This window comes from Vreelandella vilamensis, from assembly GCF_031451755.1.
Taxonomy (GTDB): Bacteria; Pseudomonadota; Gammaproteobacteria; order Pseudomonadales; family Halomonadaceae; genus Vreelandella; species Vreelandella vilamensis.
This window is the reverse complement of sequence record NZ_JARWAN010000016.1, coordinates 34745-53274: the sequence shown is the minus strand read 5'-3', so window position 1 is coordinate 53274 and position 18530 is coordinate 34745. Positions and strand designations below refer to the sequence as shown.

The window sequence follows — 18530 nt, the reverse complement described above, 5'->3', positions numbered from 1 at the left end:
ACTGCTGGAAGTTAAGGAGAATAATCATGCTGATGCAGTTTCCAGTAGCCCATAGAGATGAGTTGCTCGGTAGTGTGATAGCGCGCTTTATTTATAGACAAGGTATCGAAGAGGATAAAGTGGCGTTATCGCAGTTATTTGGCTCTCAAAAAATATTGGCATCTTGTTTTCTACAGGGGCACGCCACCCAGCTTCTTTGCCGCATAGGGCATCTTTGGCCAGTTCAAGAGCGTGAATTATTGGAAGCACATACGATTCTTCCTCTCTTTAAGCCCTTTGTAGAAAATTCTATATATAAACGTTTAATTAGAGACCTTAGTGAGAGCGGGAAAAACAATAGTAGTTTAAGAACTGGCTTTAATGCATCTAACTTAGTTTATCCTGCATATTATAAAATATGCCCGCTTTGTTGGAAGTCGCAAAGGGAAAATTATGGATATAGTTTTTGGCAGCGGCTCTTCCAGTGTCCAGGTGTTGAAGCTTGCCCAGTGCATGGTTGTCTGCTTATTGATACCGAAGTGAAAACGCAATCAACAAGTCGGCATAAGTTTGTGGGAACCCATGCAATAGAGTTAAAAGTTCCCGAAGTTTTAGAACCCGCCGACGAAAAAAACATTAAGTTTTCTATTCTTGTATCTGATCTGCTTGGTTTGGGAAAAGAGACAGCGCCGACGAGAGTACAGTGGAGCCGTTTCTATCGTAATTTAGCACGACGAAAAGGGTTAACTTATCGCAAGGGAATTAACCATGAAGAAGTTGCAAAATATGTCGATGGTTTTTGGAAAAAAGAGTGGCTAGAGAAAAATGGGCTAACACTAAAAGGTAATGATAATTGGCTGATAAATATTTTCAGAAAACATCGTCGTTCCTTCTCATATTTGCAACATTTTACTTGCTGGCTTGCACTGAGCCCTGACAAGATAAGATTAAACCAAGTTCTGAATGAGGCAGCATGCCTTTCAAATAATAGCTACCAAAAAGTAGTTTATTTTTCATCAGCAGCGGAGAATCGTTGTCATGAGTATCGCAGCAAGTGGCTTGATTTTCTAAAGCAATACTCCTATTTGCGTGATATCAGAAAGCAACGAGAAGGAGCTAGCGTATACTCATGGTTATATCGCTTTGATTCTGAATGGTTGGAGCATCATAAGCCGGCTAAGAAAAAAAAGATGCACCGTGCTCGCATAGACTGGGCGAAACGAGATCGTTCGATTGTGAGAGAGCTGCTATCTATCGAACGATCTGTCTGGCTAGGCCTTGAGGGCCCGAGACGCTCGCGCAGCTGGTATTGCAAGCAGGTAACGCGCAGTTGCTTAGAGAGAAAGCTTGACAAGCTGCCTCTATGCCGTGCTTTTTTTGTAAGGTATACTGAAACTGTCGATGAGTTTCAAGCTCGACGCTTAGCATGTATATTCTCACAATGCATCTTAAATGGCCGAGGGCGAATACCCGTTTATGAGCTTGAACGAATGGTGGGACTCAAACCGCAGACATGTCGAGATGTTGGTCGACAGATTCTGGAGCGGGATATCCGAGGCTGGCAGGCAGATGAAAAAGTTGCCTTCTGGAGCCCCACTACAAAAAGTTGATGGTATCCACTCTCGTAAATTAGGCTTTTTTAAAGAAAGAAATTACGTCTACGCTAAGTTTGAGGGGCACCTCCCAAGTTATTTGCCTATTGAACTTCTCACTATGTTGGTTATCGGTAGTAGATATGAAAACAAGAAGCGATTTTCACAATATAATAGTATTAATTATGGGTTTAGAGTAGTCCGTGAACCAGAAGTTTTCTTGTTAAAAAATGAAGGGTATCGGGTGAGGTTTTTATCTGACGATGGCGTAATCGTTGAAATTCGCCAATTAGAAATTGCCAGGGTACTTTTCTTTCATAATATTCATTTAGTAAAGGCTGCTTTTCGACAAAATGGCTTGGCGGGTTTGGCACAAATTATTTCAGATGAAAATATAAAAATTATAAAAATCAATAGATTTAATGATTATCCTTTTTCTAGACTAAATTCGGACTCAGAATCTCAGCATTTTGCATGGCTGATTCTGGATCAGAAAGCGCGAATTAGTTTTAATTCAATTTTAAAAGAGTGGATGATGTCTGAAAATGAAACTCATGAGTTTAGCTTTCAGCCCCCACCCATGATGAATTGGAAAATTGGAGGCTGTGGTGACTACGTTGATAGGGCTGGAGTAAAAGTTTTTGTCATGAATGAAGTCACTGTTTTATATAATCCTAATTTCTTCCATTCTGAAAGAGTGATTATTGATCATCATCGCTCAAAGAATATTCTTGTCAGTGAACCTTCAAATGGCAGTAGTTCTGTAATCCAGCGTACAGATGATGACTCTCTGCTGGATCTTAGTGTTGATCCAGTTTTTGGAAAGCGTATAGATCGGGTATCGGAGTCTAGTCTTTCTTTTACCTTTGGAAATAGCCCAAGAGTTGAGATGAAAGATAATGGTGAAGAGTCACAGGTGAAACCAAGAGTTGACACTAAATCTGATCAGTCAGTTGAAAAAACGAGTGTTGGAGATATTAATGAAAGGGGAGAAGCTCGTGAGCTAGATCATGGCATAAATAAATCAGAAGAAGATGATGATGAGGTCTCAAATAATTTAATTGAAGCGGAACCAACGGATAAGTTTCGTATTTTTGAGAAAGTGATTCAAAAATTAGATAAGCATCCTGGGTTTAATGTTACTAATATAATTTGCTATAAAATGCCTAGCCCAAAAACTGGTCGACTTGCGGCGACACGTACAAAAATTGGAAAAATAGTTCAGTGTCACGTTGCAACTGTAACTTATAGAAAAATTTCGTTTATTATCATTGAAATTGATACAGAAAATATGAAAGTCGACCATTCGATCAGCACATTAATAGTAGGGTTTAAAAAAGATGCGACGGAATCCCTCAGTTCAGTACTTCAATCGTGTTCTGATGAGGGGGTGCGCTGGCCACGAGATAAGATTCACGAATTGAGTGTTGTAGCCGAATATTGTCACCACCCTCGGCGTATGAAGAAAGTAGAAAATAAGCGACAATCTCTTACGCCAGAGGAGTATCAAAAAGTCTGGCTAGAAAAAATCATGGCACGAATCAAGGAAGCAGCAAAGTGTATCGATATTGATCCCGTTCTTGGAAGGCGATCTCACACTATATCCGAGGATAGCGAGGAAGCTACAAGCTAGGTCTAGCGCTTTCCATAAGAAAATAACAAACTTTATTGTCAGCTTAAGAGGACCTATGAGCCGAAACCAGATAAAAAATTATCAAACTTTATGCTGAATTTGATCATATTTTGATCGTTTTAAGCCATTTTTATATCAAACTTTATTCTAATCCCACAGCGCCATACGTTGCATTTTCCTGCGGTTTGCGATGTCGGTATACTAGGTTCACAAGTGACAAGTACGTTTTGCGTCCCGGTAGCGCCTAGCCGATGTTGGCACCGCTGCGCGCGGAAGCGACAATAACTTCGATGTAAAACCCAAGAGGTGGTGAGAGTGAAATTTAAGCTGATCATGAGCGGGCTGGCGGCCTTTGGCGTCATGGCAGGCACTTCAGGTGCTTTCGCCCAAGAAGACGCGGTGCGTAATGCAATGGCCGAGCGCTTAGCGCCCGTCGGGCAAGTGTGCTTGCAGGGACAGGATTGTGGCACTGCCTCGGCGCCTGCTGCTGCCAGCAACGATAGTGGCGATGGCGATATTGATGGTGAGGGGATTTACAATAACGTGTGTTCTGCCTGTCACGATACTGGTGCAGCGGGTGCTCCTATCAGGGGTGATGAAGACGCCTGGGCAGCGCGAACCGAACAAGGCTTTGCAACACTGCTGGATCACTCGATCAACGGTATTGGTGCGATGCCAGCCCGTGGCGGTAACCCCAATCTGTCTGATGAAGAAATGGAAGTAGCGACCAAGTATATGGTTGAGCCTGTCATGGATGTATCTGACGTAGGCAGTTCGGCGGGTAACGATGAAGCCGCCTCTGAAGAAACCGCTGCCACAGACGAAGACGAAGCAGCAAGTACACAAGACGACATGGCCGTTGCTTCTGAAGAAGCGGCAGCAGGTACTCAGGAATCAGAGGCCGCGACTGCCAGCACGGATAGCGGTCTGGATGGTGAAGCGCTTTACAGCAGCCTTGGCTGTGTCGCCTGTCATGCAAATGGCGTGGCTGGCGCGCCGGTATATGGCGATGCGGAAGCGTGGGCGCCGCGTATCGAGCAGGGTAACGATGCGCTTTATCAGAGTGTCTACAATGGTAAGGGCGCTATGCCGCCGCGTGGTGGTAGCGGCGGCTCGGACGAAGAGATTCAAGCGGCGGTCGACCACATGGTCGCGGAAGCTCAGTAAGCAATCTAGCAAGCAGAACTGATCTATCCACAGGCGGGTGAAAAAACTGCCTGTGGATATTTTTTTGCTATACGCTCAATACCCAAGCCTCCTTTTAGACGCGCAAAGAGCCTTAAATTAAGTAAAAGCCTTCAGCCAAGTAGAGAGCGCAATCCGGCAATGGCATCCTGGCCGCGGGCCTGCTTTTTCTCAGGGGTTTCTTTATCGGCGCGGCCTTCCCACTCCAAGTCGTCAGCGGGCAGCTCGTCGAGAAAGCGGCTGGGCGTACAGTCTATTAGCTCGCCGTAGGCTTTGCGTTGGCGGGCAAGCGTTAGCGTCAGCGTGCGCCTGGCGCGGGTAATGCCGACGTAAGCGAGGCGACGCTCCTCCTCAACCGTTCCCATTTCGACGGCGTTGCGGTGGGGCAATAAGTCCTCTTCCAGCCCCATCAAATACACGTGGGGAAACTCCAACCCTTTGGAGGCGTGCATGGTGAGAAGCTGCACGCGGTCGGAATCGTCCTCTTCGGCCTGCTGTTCGAGAATATCGCGCAGCACGAGGCGCGAAATGGCCGCTTCAACGCCGTCGGTTTCGGTGGCGTTGGAGGCCGTGTCGTCTTCCGGGTCGCGGTTCAGTGACTTCTCCAGCTGATCGATCAATATCCACACGTTGGCCATGCGCCGCTCGGCGATCGTTGGCGCGCTGGCGTTTTGGTAAAGCCATGCCTCGTAATCCATCTCGCGCAGCATCTCGCGAATGGCGGCGATGGCGTCGTCTTGATCCATGCGCTTGCGCACGCCGTCGATAAAGTGGGTAAAACGTCCAAGGCGCTCAACCGCGCGGGTCGGCAGTTGTTGCTCAAGTCCCAATTCATGACAGGCGGCAAACAGCGAAATGGAACGCTCGGTGGCGTAGTTGGCGAGTTTCTCTACCGTTCCAGGGCCGATTTCCCGGCGCGGCACATTCACAATGCGCAAAAAAGCATTGTCGTCGGCGGGATTAATCAAAAGGCGCAGGTAGGCCATGGCGTCTTTGACCTCGTTGCGGGAGAAAAACGACTTACCGCCCGAGAGTTTGTAGGGAATTTGGTAGTGTTGCAGCTTGAGCTCTAAAAGCCGCGCCTGAAAATTGCCGCGGTAAAGCACAGCAAAATCGCGCCATTCAGCACGCTCCTTGATCCGCCGGGTAAATATTTCGCTGGCGACCCGTTCGGCCTCGGCTTCTTCGTGACGGTTGACGATGACACGAATTGGCGCGCCATCGCCCATTTCCGACCACAAGGTTTTCTCATAAACGTGAGGGTTATTGGCGATCAACGTATTGGCCGAGCGCAAAATCGTACCGGTGGAGCGGTAGTTCTGCTCAAGCTTGATCACTTTCAAACGCGGGAAATCATCGCCCAGGGTAATCAGGTTTTCCGGCCTTGCGCCGCGCCAGGCGTAAATCGATTGGTCGTCGTCGCCCACCACGGTAAAGGTTGCTCGCTCGGCCATTAATAGCTTCACCAGCAGGTATTGAGAAACGTTGGTGTCTTGGTATTCATCCACCAGCATGTAGTGGATTTTGCGTTGCCAGCGGGCCAACGCCTCAGGGTCGCGTTGCAGCAATACCACCGGCAGCAGAATTAGGTCGTCAAAATCCACCGCGTTGTAGGCTTTCAAATGGCGCACGTAGGCTTCATACACCCGCGCGGCAAACTGCTCGTTATCATCAGCGGCAAACGAGAGGGCGTCACCCGGCAGGACTAAGTCGTTTTTCCACTGCGAAATTTGGCCCTGAACGGCGTTGATCTGCTCGGCGTCGACCTGGGCATCTTTGTTCATCAAATCGCGCAGCAGTGCCTTGGCATCCTCTGGGTCGAACAGCGAAAAACCGGGCTTGTAGCCCAGGGCTTTCAGTTCGCCGCGAATGATATTGAGCCCCAGGGTGTGGAAGGTTGAGACGGTAAGCCCGTGGCCTTCTTTGCCCTTTAGCATTTGCCCCACGCGCTCTTTCATCTCCCGGGCGGCCTTATTGGTGAAAGTCACCGCGGCGATTTTGCGCGCGCTCATCCCGCACTCCTGCACCAGATAGGCGATCTTGGTGGTGATCACGCTGGTCTTGCCCGAGCCCGCGCCGGCGAGCACCAGGCAGGGGCCGTCGATGTAGCGCACGGCTTGCTGCTGACGCGGGTTTAAGCCGTTAAGACGTTGGGCGATGCTCGGGTTCATGGCAGAATGCGTCCTTTACGTGTGGAAGGCAGACCGATGTTTGAAATTGCGTTGTTCGAGCCCAAAATGGCGCCCAATACCGGCAATATTATGCGTTTGGTAGCCAATAACGGCTGTCGGCTGCATTTGATTGAACCGCTGGGTTTTGACCTGGAAGAAAAAAAATTGCGCCGCGCGGGCTTAGATTACCGCGATCTGGCCAATATCACCCGCCACGCGGATTTTTCGGCGTTTTGCGCCGCGATGCAGGGCCGTGTCATTTGGGCGCTGACCACCCGAGGGACACGCCCTTACAGCGAGGCGGCCTTTGCGCCGGGCGATGTGCTGTTGTTTGGCTCGGAAACCGGTGGGCTCTGTGCCGAGGCGCACGATTTTATCGCCCCCGAGCAGAAACTGTTAATCCCCATGCAACCCAATAACCGTAGTCTAAACCTATCCAACGCGGTGGCGCTGGTGAGCTATGAAGCCTGGCGCCAGCAGGGCTTTGCCGGCGCCGCGGGTATATAGCCGCGATTATTCGACCCCGTAACGCGCGCGGTAAGCGCGGATCGCCTCGGCGTGCGGTTGCATATCAGGGCCGGCGTGCGCTTCTAAATAGGCGAGCACCTGTGCCAGTGTCACAATACTGACCACGGGCATGGCGTAGGTGGCTTCCACTTCTTGGATCGCGCTCTGCTCGCCTTGGCCACGTTCTTGGCGATCGAGCGCGATAATCACCCCGCCTGCGCGGGCGCCGCTTTGTTCGATCAGTGCCATCACCTCGCGGATGGCGGTGCCCGCGGTGATGACATCGTCAATGATCAGAATATCGCCGGCAAGGGGGGCGCCGACGATGTTGCCGCCTTCGCCATGGGTCTTGGCTTCTTTGCGGTTAAACGCGTAGGGCATATCGCGGTCGTGGTGATCGGCCAGTGCGGCCGCAGTAACGGCAGCCAGTGGAATGCCTTTGTACGCCGGGCCGAACAGCACATCGGCATTAAGCCCGCTATCGACAATCGCTTGGGCGTAAAAGCGGCCGAGCTTGGCAAGCGCGCGGCCGGTTTGAAACAGCCCGGCGTTAAAAAAATAAGGGCTCACACGGCCGGATTTAAGCGTGAATTCGCCGAATTTCAGTACGCCCTGTTCGATAGCGAAGGCGATGAACTCACGTTGATAAGGTTGTAAAGGCGCAGTCACAGTGATCCTCGCGATTTTTCGTGGGGGGTTTACCCAAACGTCGAAACGTCGGGTATCATACAGCAGCGACGCAAAAGGGACGATTTATGAAAATTGCCAGCATCAATGTCAATGGTATTCGTGACGCCGTCGATCGTGGCTTCCTGGACTGGCTGGCTCAGCAGGACGCCGACGTGGTCTGCGTGCAGAACATTAAGGCAAAAAGTTTTGAATTGGGCGACCATATTCTCTACCCGGAAGGCTATGAAGGCTATTTTCTGGATGCCGAAGAAGATGGTTTTTCCGGCGTTGGGCTCTACTGCCGTAAGATCCCCAAGGCGATTATGTACGGTTTGGGCTTTCCGCAGTGCGACCATGAAGGGCGCTTTCTGCAAGCCGATTACGACCGTTTCAGCATCGCCTCGTTTTTGATGCCCGACGGCAGCGACCAGAAGGCGAAGCAGACCTTCATGGATCAGTACCAAGAGTATTTAAGCAAGATGGCGCGCAAGCGCCGCGAGTATATTATCTGTGGTACCTGGCATGTCGCCCATAAAACCCTCGATTTGGCCAACTGGTCCGATAATCAGCTGACCTCTGGCTTTCGCCCGGAAGAGCGCGCGTGGATGGACCAAGTGCTGGGCCCCATCGGTTTTATTGACACCTTCCGCGAGATCAATCGCGACGCGGGGGAGTACACCTGGTGGCCGAAGCGTGACCAAGAAGTGCCACGTGAGCGTCAAGAAGGCTGGCGCATTGATTACCAGCTTGTCGGGCCTAACTTCCGCCGCCACGTCGTGGATGCGTGGATTGATTACGACGCGACTTTCTCCGAGTTCGCGCCGCTAATTGTGGAATACGACCTCGACTTATAGCGGCGCTCAGTGCCATTTTCCCACGTCGCTGATACCCACAGGCCAGTGCAAATGCTGGCCTGTGGCGTTTTCGTTAACAGCAGCGGTGAAACGGTAAGCACTTAATGGCGAAAGCGCTTAACTGCGAATTTCCAAGGCGTCACGCTGGTGCTGGGTTAACGCGTTGCCCGTCTGCTCGGCTAAATCCAGCATGGCGTTTAGTTCAGTGCGGTTAAACGTGCCCGCCTCGGCGGTGCCTTGTACTTCGATTAGCTCGCCACTTTCGGTCATGACCACGTTCATATCGGTATCGGCTTGGCTATCTTCCGGGTAGTCCAGATCCACCACCGGCACGCCTTTGTAAATACCCACCGAGATCGAGTTCACCAGCTGTTTTAGCGGGTCGCCTTTGATTTTCTTCTCGCGTTGCAGGTAGCGAATGGCATCAACCAGTGCCACACAGCCGCCGGTAATTGCTGCCGTGCGCGTACCGCCGTCGGCCTGAATGACATCGCAGTCCACGGTGATAGTGAACTCACCGAGCTTTTTCAAATTCACCGCCGCACGCAGGCTACGACCAATCAAGCGCTGAATTTCCAGCGTACGCCCGCCCTGCTTGCCGCGCGTGGCTTCGCGTCCACCGCGGGTATGCGTCGCGCGTGGCAGCATGCCGTATTCGGCGGTGACCCAGCCTTGGTTTTTGCCCCGCAGCCAGCGCGGCACTCCGGCCTCAACGCTGGCGTTACACAGCACTTTGGTATCGCCAAACTCGACCAGTACCGACCCTTCAGCATGGCGGGTATAGCCACGGGTTAAGCGGACTTCGCGCGGCGTGTGGGCCTCACGGCCGCTAGGGCGAATTACCTCAGGACGCATAGTACCTCTCTTGTTCAACATTGGGGGATAGGCGCTCATTGTACACGTCTGAGCCCCCGGCTTTTGCGATATCGGGTAGACTGATTGCAATCTCATCAATCCGATGACTCACGAGAGGAGCCCGCATGGTTACCGCACGCCGCGTAAACAGCATGACCGCCTTCGCCCGCACCGAGCACGCCTACCCGTGGGGCACGCTGCAGGTGGAAATTCGTTCGGTGAATCAGCGCTACCTTGAGCCTCACTTTCGCCTGCCGGATACCTTGCGCGACTTAGAACCGGTGTTACGCGAAGCGCTGCGCGAGCGCCTAGCACGGGGCAAAGTGGAGTGCAGCGTGCGTTTTGAGCCCGCAGAGGAAAGCCAAGCACCCGCCGTCAATACTCAGCGACTGGCGGAAATCGCCGAGGCGCTGAGTGTGGTTCACCATCAAGTGCCCAATGCCGCGGTGCCCACCACGCTTGAACTTTTAAATCAGCCCGGCGTGCTGCAAGCCCAGCCTCTTGATGCGGATGCGGTGAAAGCCGCTGCCAAAGTGCTGTTTGACCAGGCGCTGAATGAACTTATCGATGCCCGCGCTCGCGAAGGCCACAAGCTCGCCGAGATGATTACGGCTCGCCTTACCGCCGTGGAAGAACAAGTCGTCGCCGTGCGCGCGTTAATGCCGCAAATTTTGCAGCGTCAGCGCGCTCAGTGGCTGGAACGTCTCGATGTCGCGAGAACCGAGCTTGACCCCCAGCGCCTGGAAGCCGAGTTGGTACTGGTGGCGCAAAAAGCCGACGTCGACGAAGAGCTCGACCGCTTAACAGCGCATATCGAAGAAGTCAGCCACCAGCTCGCCCAAAAAGGCCCCAAAGGCCGCCGGCTGGATTTTTTGATGCAGGAACTCAATCGTGAAGCCAACACGCTTTCGTCAAAATCGGTGGTCGCTGAGACCACCCGCTGCGCGGTGGAGCTTAAGGTGCTGATTGAGCAAATGCGCGAGCAGATTCAGAATATTGAGTGAAACGGTTTAGCGTTTGGCTTATTTATTGACCGAGAACAAACCGAGCTTCTAACTCCCGCAGAAACCGGAAGGTGTTGAGGCAGGGTACTTCGAATTGCTGGCAGATATTAGGTACTTTAACTTTTCGCGTATTAACGGGCGCGACAGTTTCATGGGTGACCACGCTGGCGCCGATGGCTTTAGCTTTGGCAATAATCCACGGGTCGGCTTTTGCCAGAAAGTTGTCGCGATTGCCAGGGTTGTAGTCCCCTTCCATAACGAACTGCACGATGTCAGCGAACAGTGATTGTGTTCGCTCGTCGTCGTTGTTGATGAAGTGGTCTGGCCGTTTGCGGGCCCAAGCGGCGAGCTCATCCTTGCCTTCTTTTAGCTCGCGGCCAATCATATCTACACTGGCAATGGTACCTAGCGCAAACTGCTTATCCAGCCAGTCCCAGTAAGCGGGGCAAATATCCATGCCGTAATACTGGTTTTTCGCTTCTATATAGGTATTTGCGTCCAGTAAATATCTCAAATTCCCAGCTCCTTAGCGAAGCGCTCCATCTTATTCGGTTTGACCCCGCCTAGCAGGTTGCTCGCTTCGCGTAGCATCAACTGACCACTCAGCGCTTCACTAACGACCGCTTTGGAAAAGCGTTGGCTGATTTGGGCTTTTTTGGCCTTGTAGTAGGTTGGCCCACCACTACCTTGATTAGCCTCATACTTAGCCTGCTGGTCAGCAATATAGCGACTGTATTGCCCTTGGGAGATAAAATTGAGCGTCAGCGCACGGCGGGCCAATGCCCAGGTACTGACGTGAAAATGAGCTTCCAGCGGGGGTAAGTTATCTTGCCAGTGCGCGAAATCGTGTTGCCAAAGAGAGCTGAACTCGCGTTCTGGCACTAAAAACTCTGCCGCAACGGCATTACAAAGCACTTCCTGCTGACGGTGTGTATTAGCATTTCCGTCGGAAATGCCAGATTGCCCAATCCAGATATGGCAGAGTTCATGAATCAATGTGAATAAACGCGCGCCTAGCGCATCGCCATGATTGACGAAAATGATAGGTGCGTAGTCATCAACAATGGCAAACCCGCGAAATTCTTCAACACGCAAAGGGCGTGTGTAGTGGCCCATATCGCCTTGGTGCATAACCAGGATGCCCAGTGCTTCGATTCGCTGGGTTAAATCGCGGTAATAGTCATCCCATTTGCCACGCTTTGGGTGATCCCCAACGCCTAACTGAGAGCGCATGTCGGCGACGATTTCATCGAAAGAGTGATTAGCAGAAAAGCGGCCAACATGTAGGTTGGGCTTAGCAAAGTGCTGCTTTAAATAGTCCCGGTACCACTCCTGGCGCTGAAGCATTAGCTTGATCAGATCAAGAAGCTCAGCGCTTGGCCGTGTGACGCCTTGGCCTTCCAGCGTTCGAAGATCGGGAATGGGCAACCCCTCTTCAGGTGGCTCCGTAAGAAACAGGTAGCCAAAAGGAACATAGGCCTTTTCGGCAAACTGCATCGCCTGGCGGAAAGTAAGGGGCTGTTCACCCGCTTCCCAAGCCAGCAGTTTTTCTTCACTTACTCCGCACTTATGTGCAAATTCAGGCACCGGGATGCCGGAGCGCTCGCGCGCCCAGGTCAGCATCTGGGTGTTGATATTTGCCTTGGCCATACAGGGCTTTCCTAGTAACTATCTGCGTAGATCAAATAAGTCTAGCAGCACCGGACATAGCGCCCAGTATGTGATGGGCCGGTCAATCTGCTATAGGATCGGGTTGCTTGCTAAACTGAACGGTAGGTAAAACGACCCGCGGTAAGCGCAAGCGTTCGCATTGTGAACTTAAGAATTCGCGCCAGTAGGGCCAAACGTGATAACTGGCATTTTTAAGCGCGTACTCGTCTATTGCTTCTTGCTCTAATGGGTCGGTGACTAGGTACTCTGCTATAAACTCCCCTTCTATCAGCGCTTGTATATTAGGCTCATCACCCTCTTCTTGTTGTGAAACCCAGCGAGCCCCAAGGCGAATGTAGATGCGTACCAGTTGGTCGTCGCCATCCACTTGTATCACTTCACTTTTACGCACAATGTGCATTTGCTGCACCGACAGCACTTCTAAACTATCGGCTGACTTGGGATCAAAACTGTCTTCGCACTCAGCTTGTGTGGATTTGAGATAAACATCGTGGATGACCAAGCTATCAATCGCTTGTTGTAACTTTTTACTTACTTTAGCTTTAGCCATAACAGGCCTCACGCTCGATCTCATGAGACTGGATTACTTTAGTATTTACCTTGGGTGAGAATGAGCGTAACCCGACGATAGAAGTCGTTTTCCAAAGGCGAGTTTCTCTGGTTGTTACTCCCGCATCGGCTTTCAGCTTCTCCAGCGCGGCTGGCACCTGATCGGCGACGCGTAACAGCTTATCCATTGCATCAGACTGCATGACATCATCTGATTCGTACTTAGAGAACGCCACAGGGCCACCACCAAAGATGCGGGCAGCGTCTTGCTGGCTTAATTTCCAACGTTTACGTAATGCGAGCACTTCTGCGCCAGTGAGCAACCCCTGCGCTTGTTTCTTAAAAGCAGTCATTGCGCGCTTATTCTCACGTGCTTCCTTTGTTCCTGCCTGCTCACTACCACAGCTATCACAAGCCAAAAAGTGGCTTTCAATGCGGCCATGTTGGCCCATGTGCTCAACGTCCATCCATTCGCTACGGGTATGAAGCTGCCCAGATTCGCAGATCGGACAAATGTGATTAGCCATGACACTCCTCGTTACGATATATGGCAAGAAACCAGTAGCAGTAGCTTGCCCGTTTTGCCAATCGCATATTTTACGTAATATTCTATGTGCATTTCTTTGTGTGCACGCTCTATCCACTCGGTTCTCTGCAAGCGGTAGCTATCGCATGCAGCCCATGGGCCTGTTGGCTTCTGCACACACCATTCAGATTTTAAATACTGACCACCGGTCAGCGCTTGTTTTAGCAACGCACGGACGTCTGATATGTCGTAAGCAAGTTGTTGAACATTTGCTACACACTTGCGTGTCCATAGCACCGTCTGTTCGTCTCCTGCATCCAGCAGCGATAGTACGTCGGTTACGGCGTATAGCGGCCCGCCTTCAATGTGAATTCGTTTGTTACCGGCTTCGCTAGGCGGTTGCCCTGAATAGGCGCTAACGTTGGTTGTATTGTTTACCATAATGGTAACTTTTTCCAATCAATTTGATGTGCCCGCTGCTTATTCGTTCATGTTGTACTTTCTTGCCTAGCCGTTGTTACGTCTAATTGCTAATGGGTTCAGGCGCTTATGCACTACGTTTGCGGCGTTTTGCTGGCGATTTCGCCGCCCGTTCTGCCTTGATCCTCTCCAGTAGCGCCTCAGCGCTGTTCTCGCCGCTAATCAGCTCGGAGTTATCCTTGCGCCACTGCTCGGTCAGCTCACCGCGGAAGGCTTTTGCGAGGATGGATTGGGTGAGGTTATTTACTCGCGCCAGGGCCTGATTGACCTGCTGCTCGATACGGTCGGCGTGGGCGAAAAGTTGGTCTACGCTGCGGACGATTTCGGTTTGTTCGTCTAACGGTGGGAAATAAACCTCAAGGTTTTTAATAACTTTCTGATTGAGGTTCACCATAGTTGAGCCAACTGATGCTGAATTGAAGTAACTAACAGCAGTTGGTGACCTGAGTATGATCTCAAGATATTTAGGCAATGCATTGTTTCCAGCCCGTAGAAGCATGGAGCTTGTTCCGCACAGTTGAGCTTCATCGCTGTCTACAACGGCTGCTCGACCCATTTCACCCCTTCGGCCAACAATGATATCGCCTTTGCGAAGGTGCCAGGCTTCGAGGCTATAGTACTTCTGCTGTGAGATTGTCATAGAATCGGAAGGTGTAATTATTCCTTCCGATATATGCATAGGATTGATGACTGGTATTCCCCCATGCACGTAATCTGACTTGTGGAGAGCACTGCCAAAAGGCCCAGTCTTAACTGCTACTCCTGCATCTGCGACTTTTTTGAAGTCCTGTTCAGGGTTATCTCCTGATCGCCACTCCTCCGTCAACCGCCCACTCACCGCGGCTGTCAGCACGGATTGACGAAAGCGTTTGAGGATTTGCGGAATGCGCTCAAGGCGGGCTTTAGTGTTTTCAACCTGCGCCAGCAGGGTGTCGAGTTTTTCGGCGATGACTTTTTGTTCGGCGAGGGGAGCAATTGGAACAGGCGACTCACGTAAAATTCCAAGAGAAACAAATTTTTGATTGCCTCCTCTCTTGTGTTCTTCAAGATAGTTTTGATATGGCTGTGAATTTAACCAATGAAAAGAAAACCTCCTGTTTAAAAGGGAGTCATTTTTTCTAAATAAACCAACATTTTTTACACTAAAATTTGTATTCTCTGGAACTGATGCAACATTTCCGATAGTACCTATCATTGAGAAAAGTAAATCTCCAGTGCTAACCCCTGAGCGTTTAGAGATTTCTAAGTGATCTTCAAAAGAAATGGTTTTAGTGTTTTTAAAATCAATAGAACCATTAACCAAGTTTTTTGATGTTATTAAAGGAACTCCCTTTTCTGACTGCTTAGGTGAGTCATGCGTGCCATCTCTAACCTCATTAAATGCGAGTTGTGCATACGTAACCCACCAATCATTAGGAAAACTAAATGAGCTTTTTAAATGCATTATTTTTTCTGTTGTGAGTGAAGCTAACTTTGACATTATTAGGTTCCTCTCAATGCCAGCATTAAGTTATCAAGCTCACCAAGCGCTGATGTCAGTTCACTCATCGCTTCACCGGCCAGCATTTCAGGCGCGGGTAGGTCGGCGGCGTCGATGCTGTCTTTATCTTTGAGCCAACTGATATCCAGCGAGTCGCCCTTGGTATCGCAAATCCACTCGCGGGAGAAGCAGCGCCAGCGGGATTTAGCGAGGCGGTCATCATCAACGTTCTGGTTTTCCTCAGTGGCCTCACGATCCACCGCGATTTCTTCGGCGTTGAACGACCACTCGCCTTCCTGACGCGGGCTCTGGGCATTGGGCTCACTGCCGTAAACCGCTTCGAACGGCTTTAAGTGCTGTTCGCCAAAAGGCGTGCGCTTGCCGAAGCTGGGCATATTGGTGCGCAGGTCGTAGACCCAGACGTTCTCGGTGCAGCCTTCTTCCTGATACTTATCCGTGGTGCTGCCCTTGGTAAAGAACAGCACGTTGGTTTTCACGCCCTGGGCATAAAAAATGCCGGTAGGCAGGCGCAAAATAGTGTGCAGGTTGCACTTATCCATCAGATCGCGGCGCACATCGGTGCCCACGCCCGCTTCAAACAGCACGTTATCCGGCAATACAACGGCAGCACGACCGCCGGGTTTTAGGTTGCGGTAAATATGCTGAAGAAACGCCAGCTGCTTGTTGCTGGTTTTAAATGTCAGGTCGTCGCGGGTAATGCTGGCGTCACCGCCTTTGCTGGTGCCAAAGGGCGGGTTGGCCAGTATGACATCGGCTTTGGCGAGGCTTGCGCCCGCTTGGCCCAGGGCGTTGCCTAGATGTACCACGCCGTCGTCGTCGCCTTCCATCCCGTGTAGCAGGCAGTTCATTAACGCCAAGCGGCGGGTGCCGGGCACCAGTTCAATGCCGACAAAGGCTTTGTTTTGCTGATAAAGCTGCTGTTGGGCGTCCAGGTCAGCTAGGTCGTCGGTGTGCTCTTTGATGTACTGGTCGGCGGCGGTTAAAAAGCCCGCCGTACCCGCCGCCGGGTCTTGAATGAGTTCGCCGGGCTGGGGCTTTAGGCAGCGTACCATGCTGTTGATCAGCGCTCGGGGCGTGAAGTACTGGCCCGCGCCGGATTTGGTTTCGTTGGCGTTCTTCTCCAGCAGGCCCTCGTATAAATCGCCCAGGCCATCTTGTTGCGCGCTAAACCAGTCGATTTGATCCAGGGTTTTGATCATCTGCTCTAAGTGGCGAGGCTCCCGCAGGTTGGTTTGCGCGTCGGCGTACACGGCGCTGATTAGCGAGTCGGTATGAATCAAGCGGCCAGTACCATCGCGTCCGCTGGAGAGGCTGAGCAGAATGCGCTTGTAGTCGTCCAACAGGTTAATGCCGGATTTATTGTTAAGATCCGTCCAGCGGCAACCTTCCGGCAGCGGGTGCTTTTTCAGGGTGCCTGCTTCGGTGTTCTCATGCACCATCTTGATAAACAGCAGCAGCACCAGCTCGGTGACGTAGTCGGAGTAGTTGATGCCTTCATCGCGCAGTACGTCACACAGATTCCAGAGTTTTTGAACGATGTCGTTATGGGTCATGGAAAAGCCTTTTAACCCGCTTTAATGATGAGCGGGGGTATTAAATGAGTTGTCCGGCTAGGGCGCTGCGGACTGTATTGACGGAGTCGTTGCCTGATATTTGTAATACTGCTCCGGGGAACAGCTCTGAGTAGGCTTCCGGTTGAGTGTGATTGCCGTTTAATCGAGGATGTAAACGATTTTTGAGCTGCTGAGCGGTTTCATGGGCACCCACGCGTTCTCCGAGAACCTCTAATAAAGCGCCTTCAAGACAAGTAGGTGCCCAGAGAATAAGGCAGTAGCCATTTTTGCGTGCTTTATCACGCTCCTGCTGTGACAGTGGTACATCGGCATCCAACACGATAAAGCGCTGATCAAAATCTTGGTGGACGTACTTTCGCGTTGCGTTATCGATGATATTGCCCGGTGAGCCACCCGACTGTTTTTCAATCTTTGGTTTGATGCCGCTCTGTCTTTGCCGAAGCTGCTGGTGCATATGTTTGATAAAGGCCTGATCGTCGGCACCTTCACCGACGATCAGGAGGGTAGTTTTGCTAGCCTGGCGCTGGCGATGTTGGGAGATGCGTTTCCTTGCCATGTTGATTCACAACTCCGGGGTGGCGCCAAGGCCTCCAGCCATATATTTGGCATAAAGATTATCGTCGGCGCGTAGTCCTGCCATATCGTCCAGCCGCCAGGCCTCACTCAGCTGGTTGTGCTTCTCAACCAGATAGATTTGATGTTTCTGCAGCAGGTTCAGTACTTCCGGCGTATGGCAGGTAAAGATGAGCTGCGCCTGATGTGGATTAGTGTGGTCAAATTCAAACCACTCCAGCAGATGCGGCACTAAGTGTGGATGCAGGTCATTGTCGATTTCGTCAATCACGGCCACACCGCCGTTTTGCAGGGTATTCAAAATAGGTTCGAGCAGCACAAAAGCGGACTGAGTGCCGCTTGATTCCTCAAAGAACGAGAGTTCGAAGGAGCGGCCGTCTTCTGCGGTGTGCGTGCCAAAGGGAAGGAAGATCTCTTTCTCTTGGCCAGTATCGTCGCGGGCTGTGAGTTCTCGTATATCAACACTGTTTAATCCAAGATCAAATTCACACATGGCAATTGACATACGATTGAGCAAATCAGGTGCCTTATGAAACTTTTCTGCAGCGCTCAGAAGATCGCCGTGCTGAAAATGTTGGCGTCCAGTGCTTACCACATTGGTTTCAATACGAGTAAAGAAGTCGATAAAGGGTTTTGCCGCCTCAATGTCGTAGCTATACGCGGCGCTAATCAATGAGGCGTTACCCCGCAGCTTTTCAGCCTGAGCTTTCGGAAAGGGGAAGCCTTTGTGTTTGAAACGATAGCCTTGCTCACCCTTCTCCCGTTTGAAAAGATAGCTGAACTGAGTGCTGGTCTTCTCATAGAGCGCCTCAAAGAGCACTTCTTGAGGAGTGAGTTCGAGGAGGTAGCGGTAGTCGGTACCTGCCAACATGAACTCAAGCTCAAAACGACTAGGGGTATCGGTATGGAGAAGATGTGCTGCAAAGGGGATATCCCTCTCGGGGTCGCCGCCCAGAAAGGAGTTAGCGATAAACCAGCGTAAAAAAGCCAACGGCTTTAGAAACTGTGTTTTACCTGAGCCGTTTGCGCCTACTACCGCAATAGCTTTGTTGTAGCGTTCGCCATTGATATCGATATCGTAGCCTGAGGGCGTGGGCTTTTTGCCCAAGGCAAAGTCGATGACGGTATCATCCGCGAAGCTGTAGAAATTTTTGAAGCTCAGGTTTTTGATCATATTCTTCAATATTTAACAATATTTTGTTGATTT

Annotated in this window: 18 protein-coding genes; 6 read left to right on the top strand and 12 right to left on the bottom strand. The window is 51.1% G+C overall.

Annotated features, from left to right (window positions below; all coding sequences use genetic code 11):
• The first annotated feature begins 26 nt into the window (after positions 1-26).
• The 3 genes from QC823_RS10705 to QC823_RS10695 all read left to right on the top strand — a co-directional run bounded on the left by QC823_RS10705 (position 27) and on the right by QC823_RS10695 (position 4371).
• The gene (locus QC823_RS10705; RefSeq protein ID WP_309656339.1) at positions 27-1589 is read left to right on the top strand and encodes a TnsD family Tn7-like transposition protein; all 1563 of its coding nucleotides are present in this window, start codon (positions 27-29) and stop codon (positions 1587-1589) included.
• Positions 1549-3204: a Tn7-like element transposition protein TnsE gene (locus QC823_RS10700; protein ID WP_309656338.1), complete on the top strand. Its 1656-nt coding sequence runs from the start codon at positions 1549-1551 to the stop codon at positions 3202-3204. Before QC823_RS10705 ends, QC823_RS10700 begins: the two co-directional genes overlap by 41 nt.
• 315 nt (positions 3205-3519) lie before the next feature.
• The gene (locus tag QC823_RS10695) at positions 3520-4371 is read left to right on the top strand and encodes a c-type cytochrome (RefSeq protein ID WP_309656337.1); all 852 of its coding nucleotides are present in this window, start codon (positions 3520-3522) and stop codon (positions 4369-4371) included.
• Between the two features lie 131 nt (positions 4372-4502).
• Here QC823_RS10695 and rep read toward each other — a convergent pair whose 3' ends face one another.
• Entirely contained in the window at positions 4503-6560 is a 2058-nt protein-coding gene (gene rep, locus QC823_RS10690) for a DNA helicase Rep (protein ID WP_309656336.1), read from the bottom strand.
• Between the two features lie 36 nt (positions 6561-6596).
• On the opposite strand from rep, the gene QC823_RS10685 reads away from it, so the two are divergent.
• Entirely contained in the window at positions 6597-7067 is a 471-nt protein-coding gene (locus QC823_RS10685; protein ID WP_309656335.1) for a tRNA (cytidine(34)-2'-O)-methyltransferase, read from the top strand.
• 6 nt (positions 7068-7073) lie between these two features.
• Here the strand turns inward: QC823_RS10685 and pyrE are convergent, their stop codons facing one another.
• Positions 7074-7736 (bottom strand): orotate phosphoribosyltransferase, encoded by a 663-nt coding sequence (pyrE, locus tag QC823_RS10680; protein ID WP_309656334.1) that lies wholly within the window; start codon positions 7734-7736, stop codon positions 7074-7076.
• Positions 7737-7822: 86 nt separating this feature from the next.
• Between pyrE and QC823_RS10675 the strand changes: the two genes are divergently transcribed.
• A complete protein-coding gene (locus QC823_RS10675; protein WP_309656333.1) occupies positions 7823-8590 on the top strand; it encodes an exodeoxyribonuclease III in 768 nt (255 codons plus the stop codon).
• A gap of 117 nt (positions 8591-8707) precedes the next feature.
• Here QC823_RS10675 and rph read toward each other — a convergent pair whose 3' ends face one another.
• Positions 8708-9445, bottom strand: coding sequence for a ribonuclease PH (rph, locus tag QC823_RS10670; RefSeq protein WP_309656332.1), 738 nt, complete (start codon positions 9443-9445; stop codon positions 8708-8710).
• A 125-nt stretch (positions 9446-9570) separates the two neighbouring features.
• Here rph and QC823_RS10665 point away from each other — a divergent pair, with 125 nt between their 5' ends.
• A complete protein-coding gene (locus QC823_RS10665) occupies positions 9571-10449 on the top strand; it encodes a YicC/YloC family endoribonuclease (protein WP_309656331.1) in 879 nt (292 codons plus the stop codon).
• 22 nt (positions 10450-10471) lie between these two features.
• On the opposite strand, the gene QC823_RS10660 is transcribed toward QC823_RS10665, so the two are convergent.
• From QC823_RS10660 to QC823_RS10620, 9 genes are all read right to left on the bottom strand, one after another.
• Complete coding sequence (locus QC823_RS10660) at positions 10472-10963, bottom strand: DUF4411 family protein (RefSeq protein ID WP_309656330.1); 492 nt, start codon at positions 10961-10963, stop codon at positions 10472-10474.
• Complete coding sequence (locus tag QC823_RS10655; RefSeq protein ID WP_309656329.1) at positions 10960-12099, bottom strand: ImmA/IrrE family metallo-endopeptidase; 1140 nt, start codon at positions 12097-12099, stop codon at positions 10960-10962. Before QC823_RS10655 ends, QC823_RS10660 begins: the two co-directional genes overlap by 4 nt.
• Positions 12100-12181: 82 nt before the next feature.
• Positions 12182-12670, bottom strand: a complete 489-nt coding sequence (locus tag QC823_RS10650) for a hypothetical protein (RefSeq protein WP_309656328.1) — start codon at positions 12668-12670, stop codon at positions 12182-12184.
• Complete coding sequence (locus tag QC823_RS10645) at positions 12663-13196, bottom strand: type II toxin-antitoxin system MqsA family antitoxin (RefSeq protein WP_309656327.1); 534 nt, start codon at positions 13194-13196, stop codon at positions 12663-12665. Before QC823_RS10645 ends, QC823_RS10650 begins: the two co-directional genes overlap by 8 nt.
• 11 nt (positions 13197-13207) lie before the next feature.
• Positions 13208-13636, bottom strand: a complete 429-nt coding sequence (locus QC823_RS10640; protein ID WP_309656326.1) for a hypothetical protein — start codon at positions 13634-13636, stop codon at positions 13208-13210.
• A 106-nt stretch (positions 13637-13742) separates the two neighbouring features.
• Positions 13743-15155, bottom strand: a complete 1413-nt coding sequence (locus QC823_RS10635; protein WP_309656325.1) for a restriction endonuclease subunit S — start codon at positions 15153-15155, stop codon at positions 13743-13745.
• Positions 15156-15157: 2 nt separating this feature from the next.
• The gene (locus QC823_RS10630) at positions 15158-16729 is read right to left on the bottom strand and encodes a class I SAM-dependent DNA methyltransferase (protein ID WP_309656324.1); all 1572 of its coding nucleotides are present in this window, start codon (positions 16727-16729) and stop codon (positions 15158-15160) included.
• A 40-nt stretch (positions 16730-16769) separates the two neighbouring features.
• Positions 16770-17306, bottom strand: coding sequence for a hypothetical protein (locus QC823_RS10625; protein ID WP_309656323.1), 537 nt, complete (start codon positions 17304-17306; stop codon positions 16770-16772).
• Between the two features lie 6 nt (positions 17307-17312).
• A complete protein-coding gene (locus QC823_RS10620) occupies positions 17313-18497 on the bottom strand; it encodes an AAA family ATPase (RefSeq protein ID WP_309656322.1) in 1185 nt (394 codons plus the stop codon).
• Positions 18498-18530: the final 33 nt, after the last annotated feature.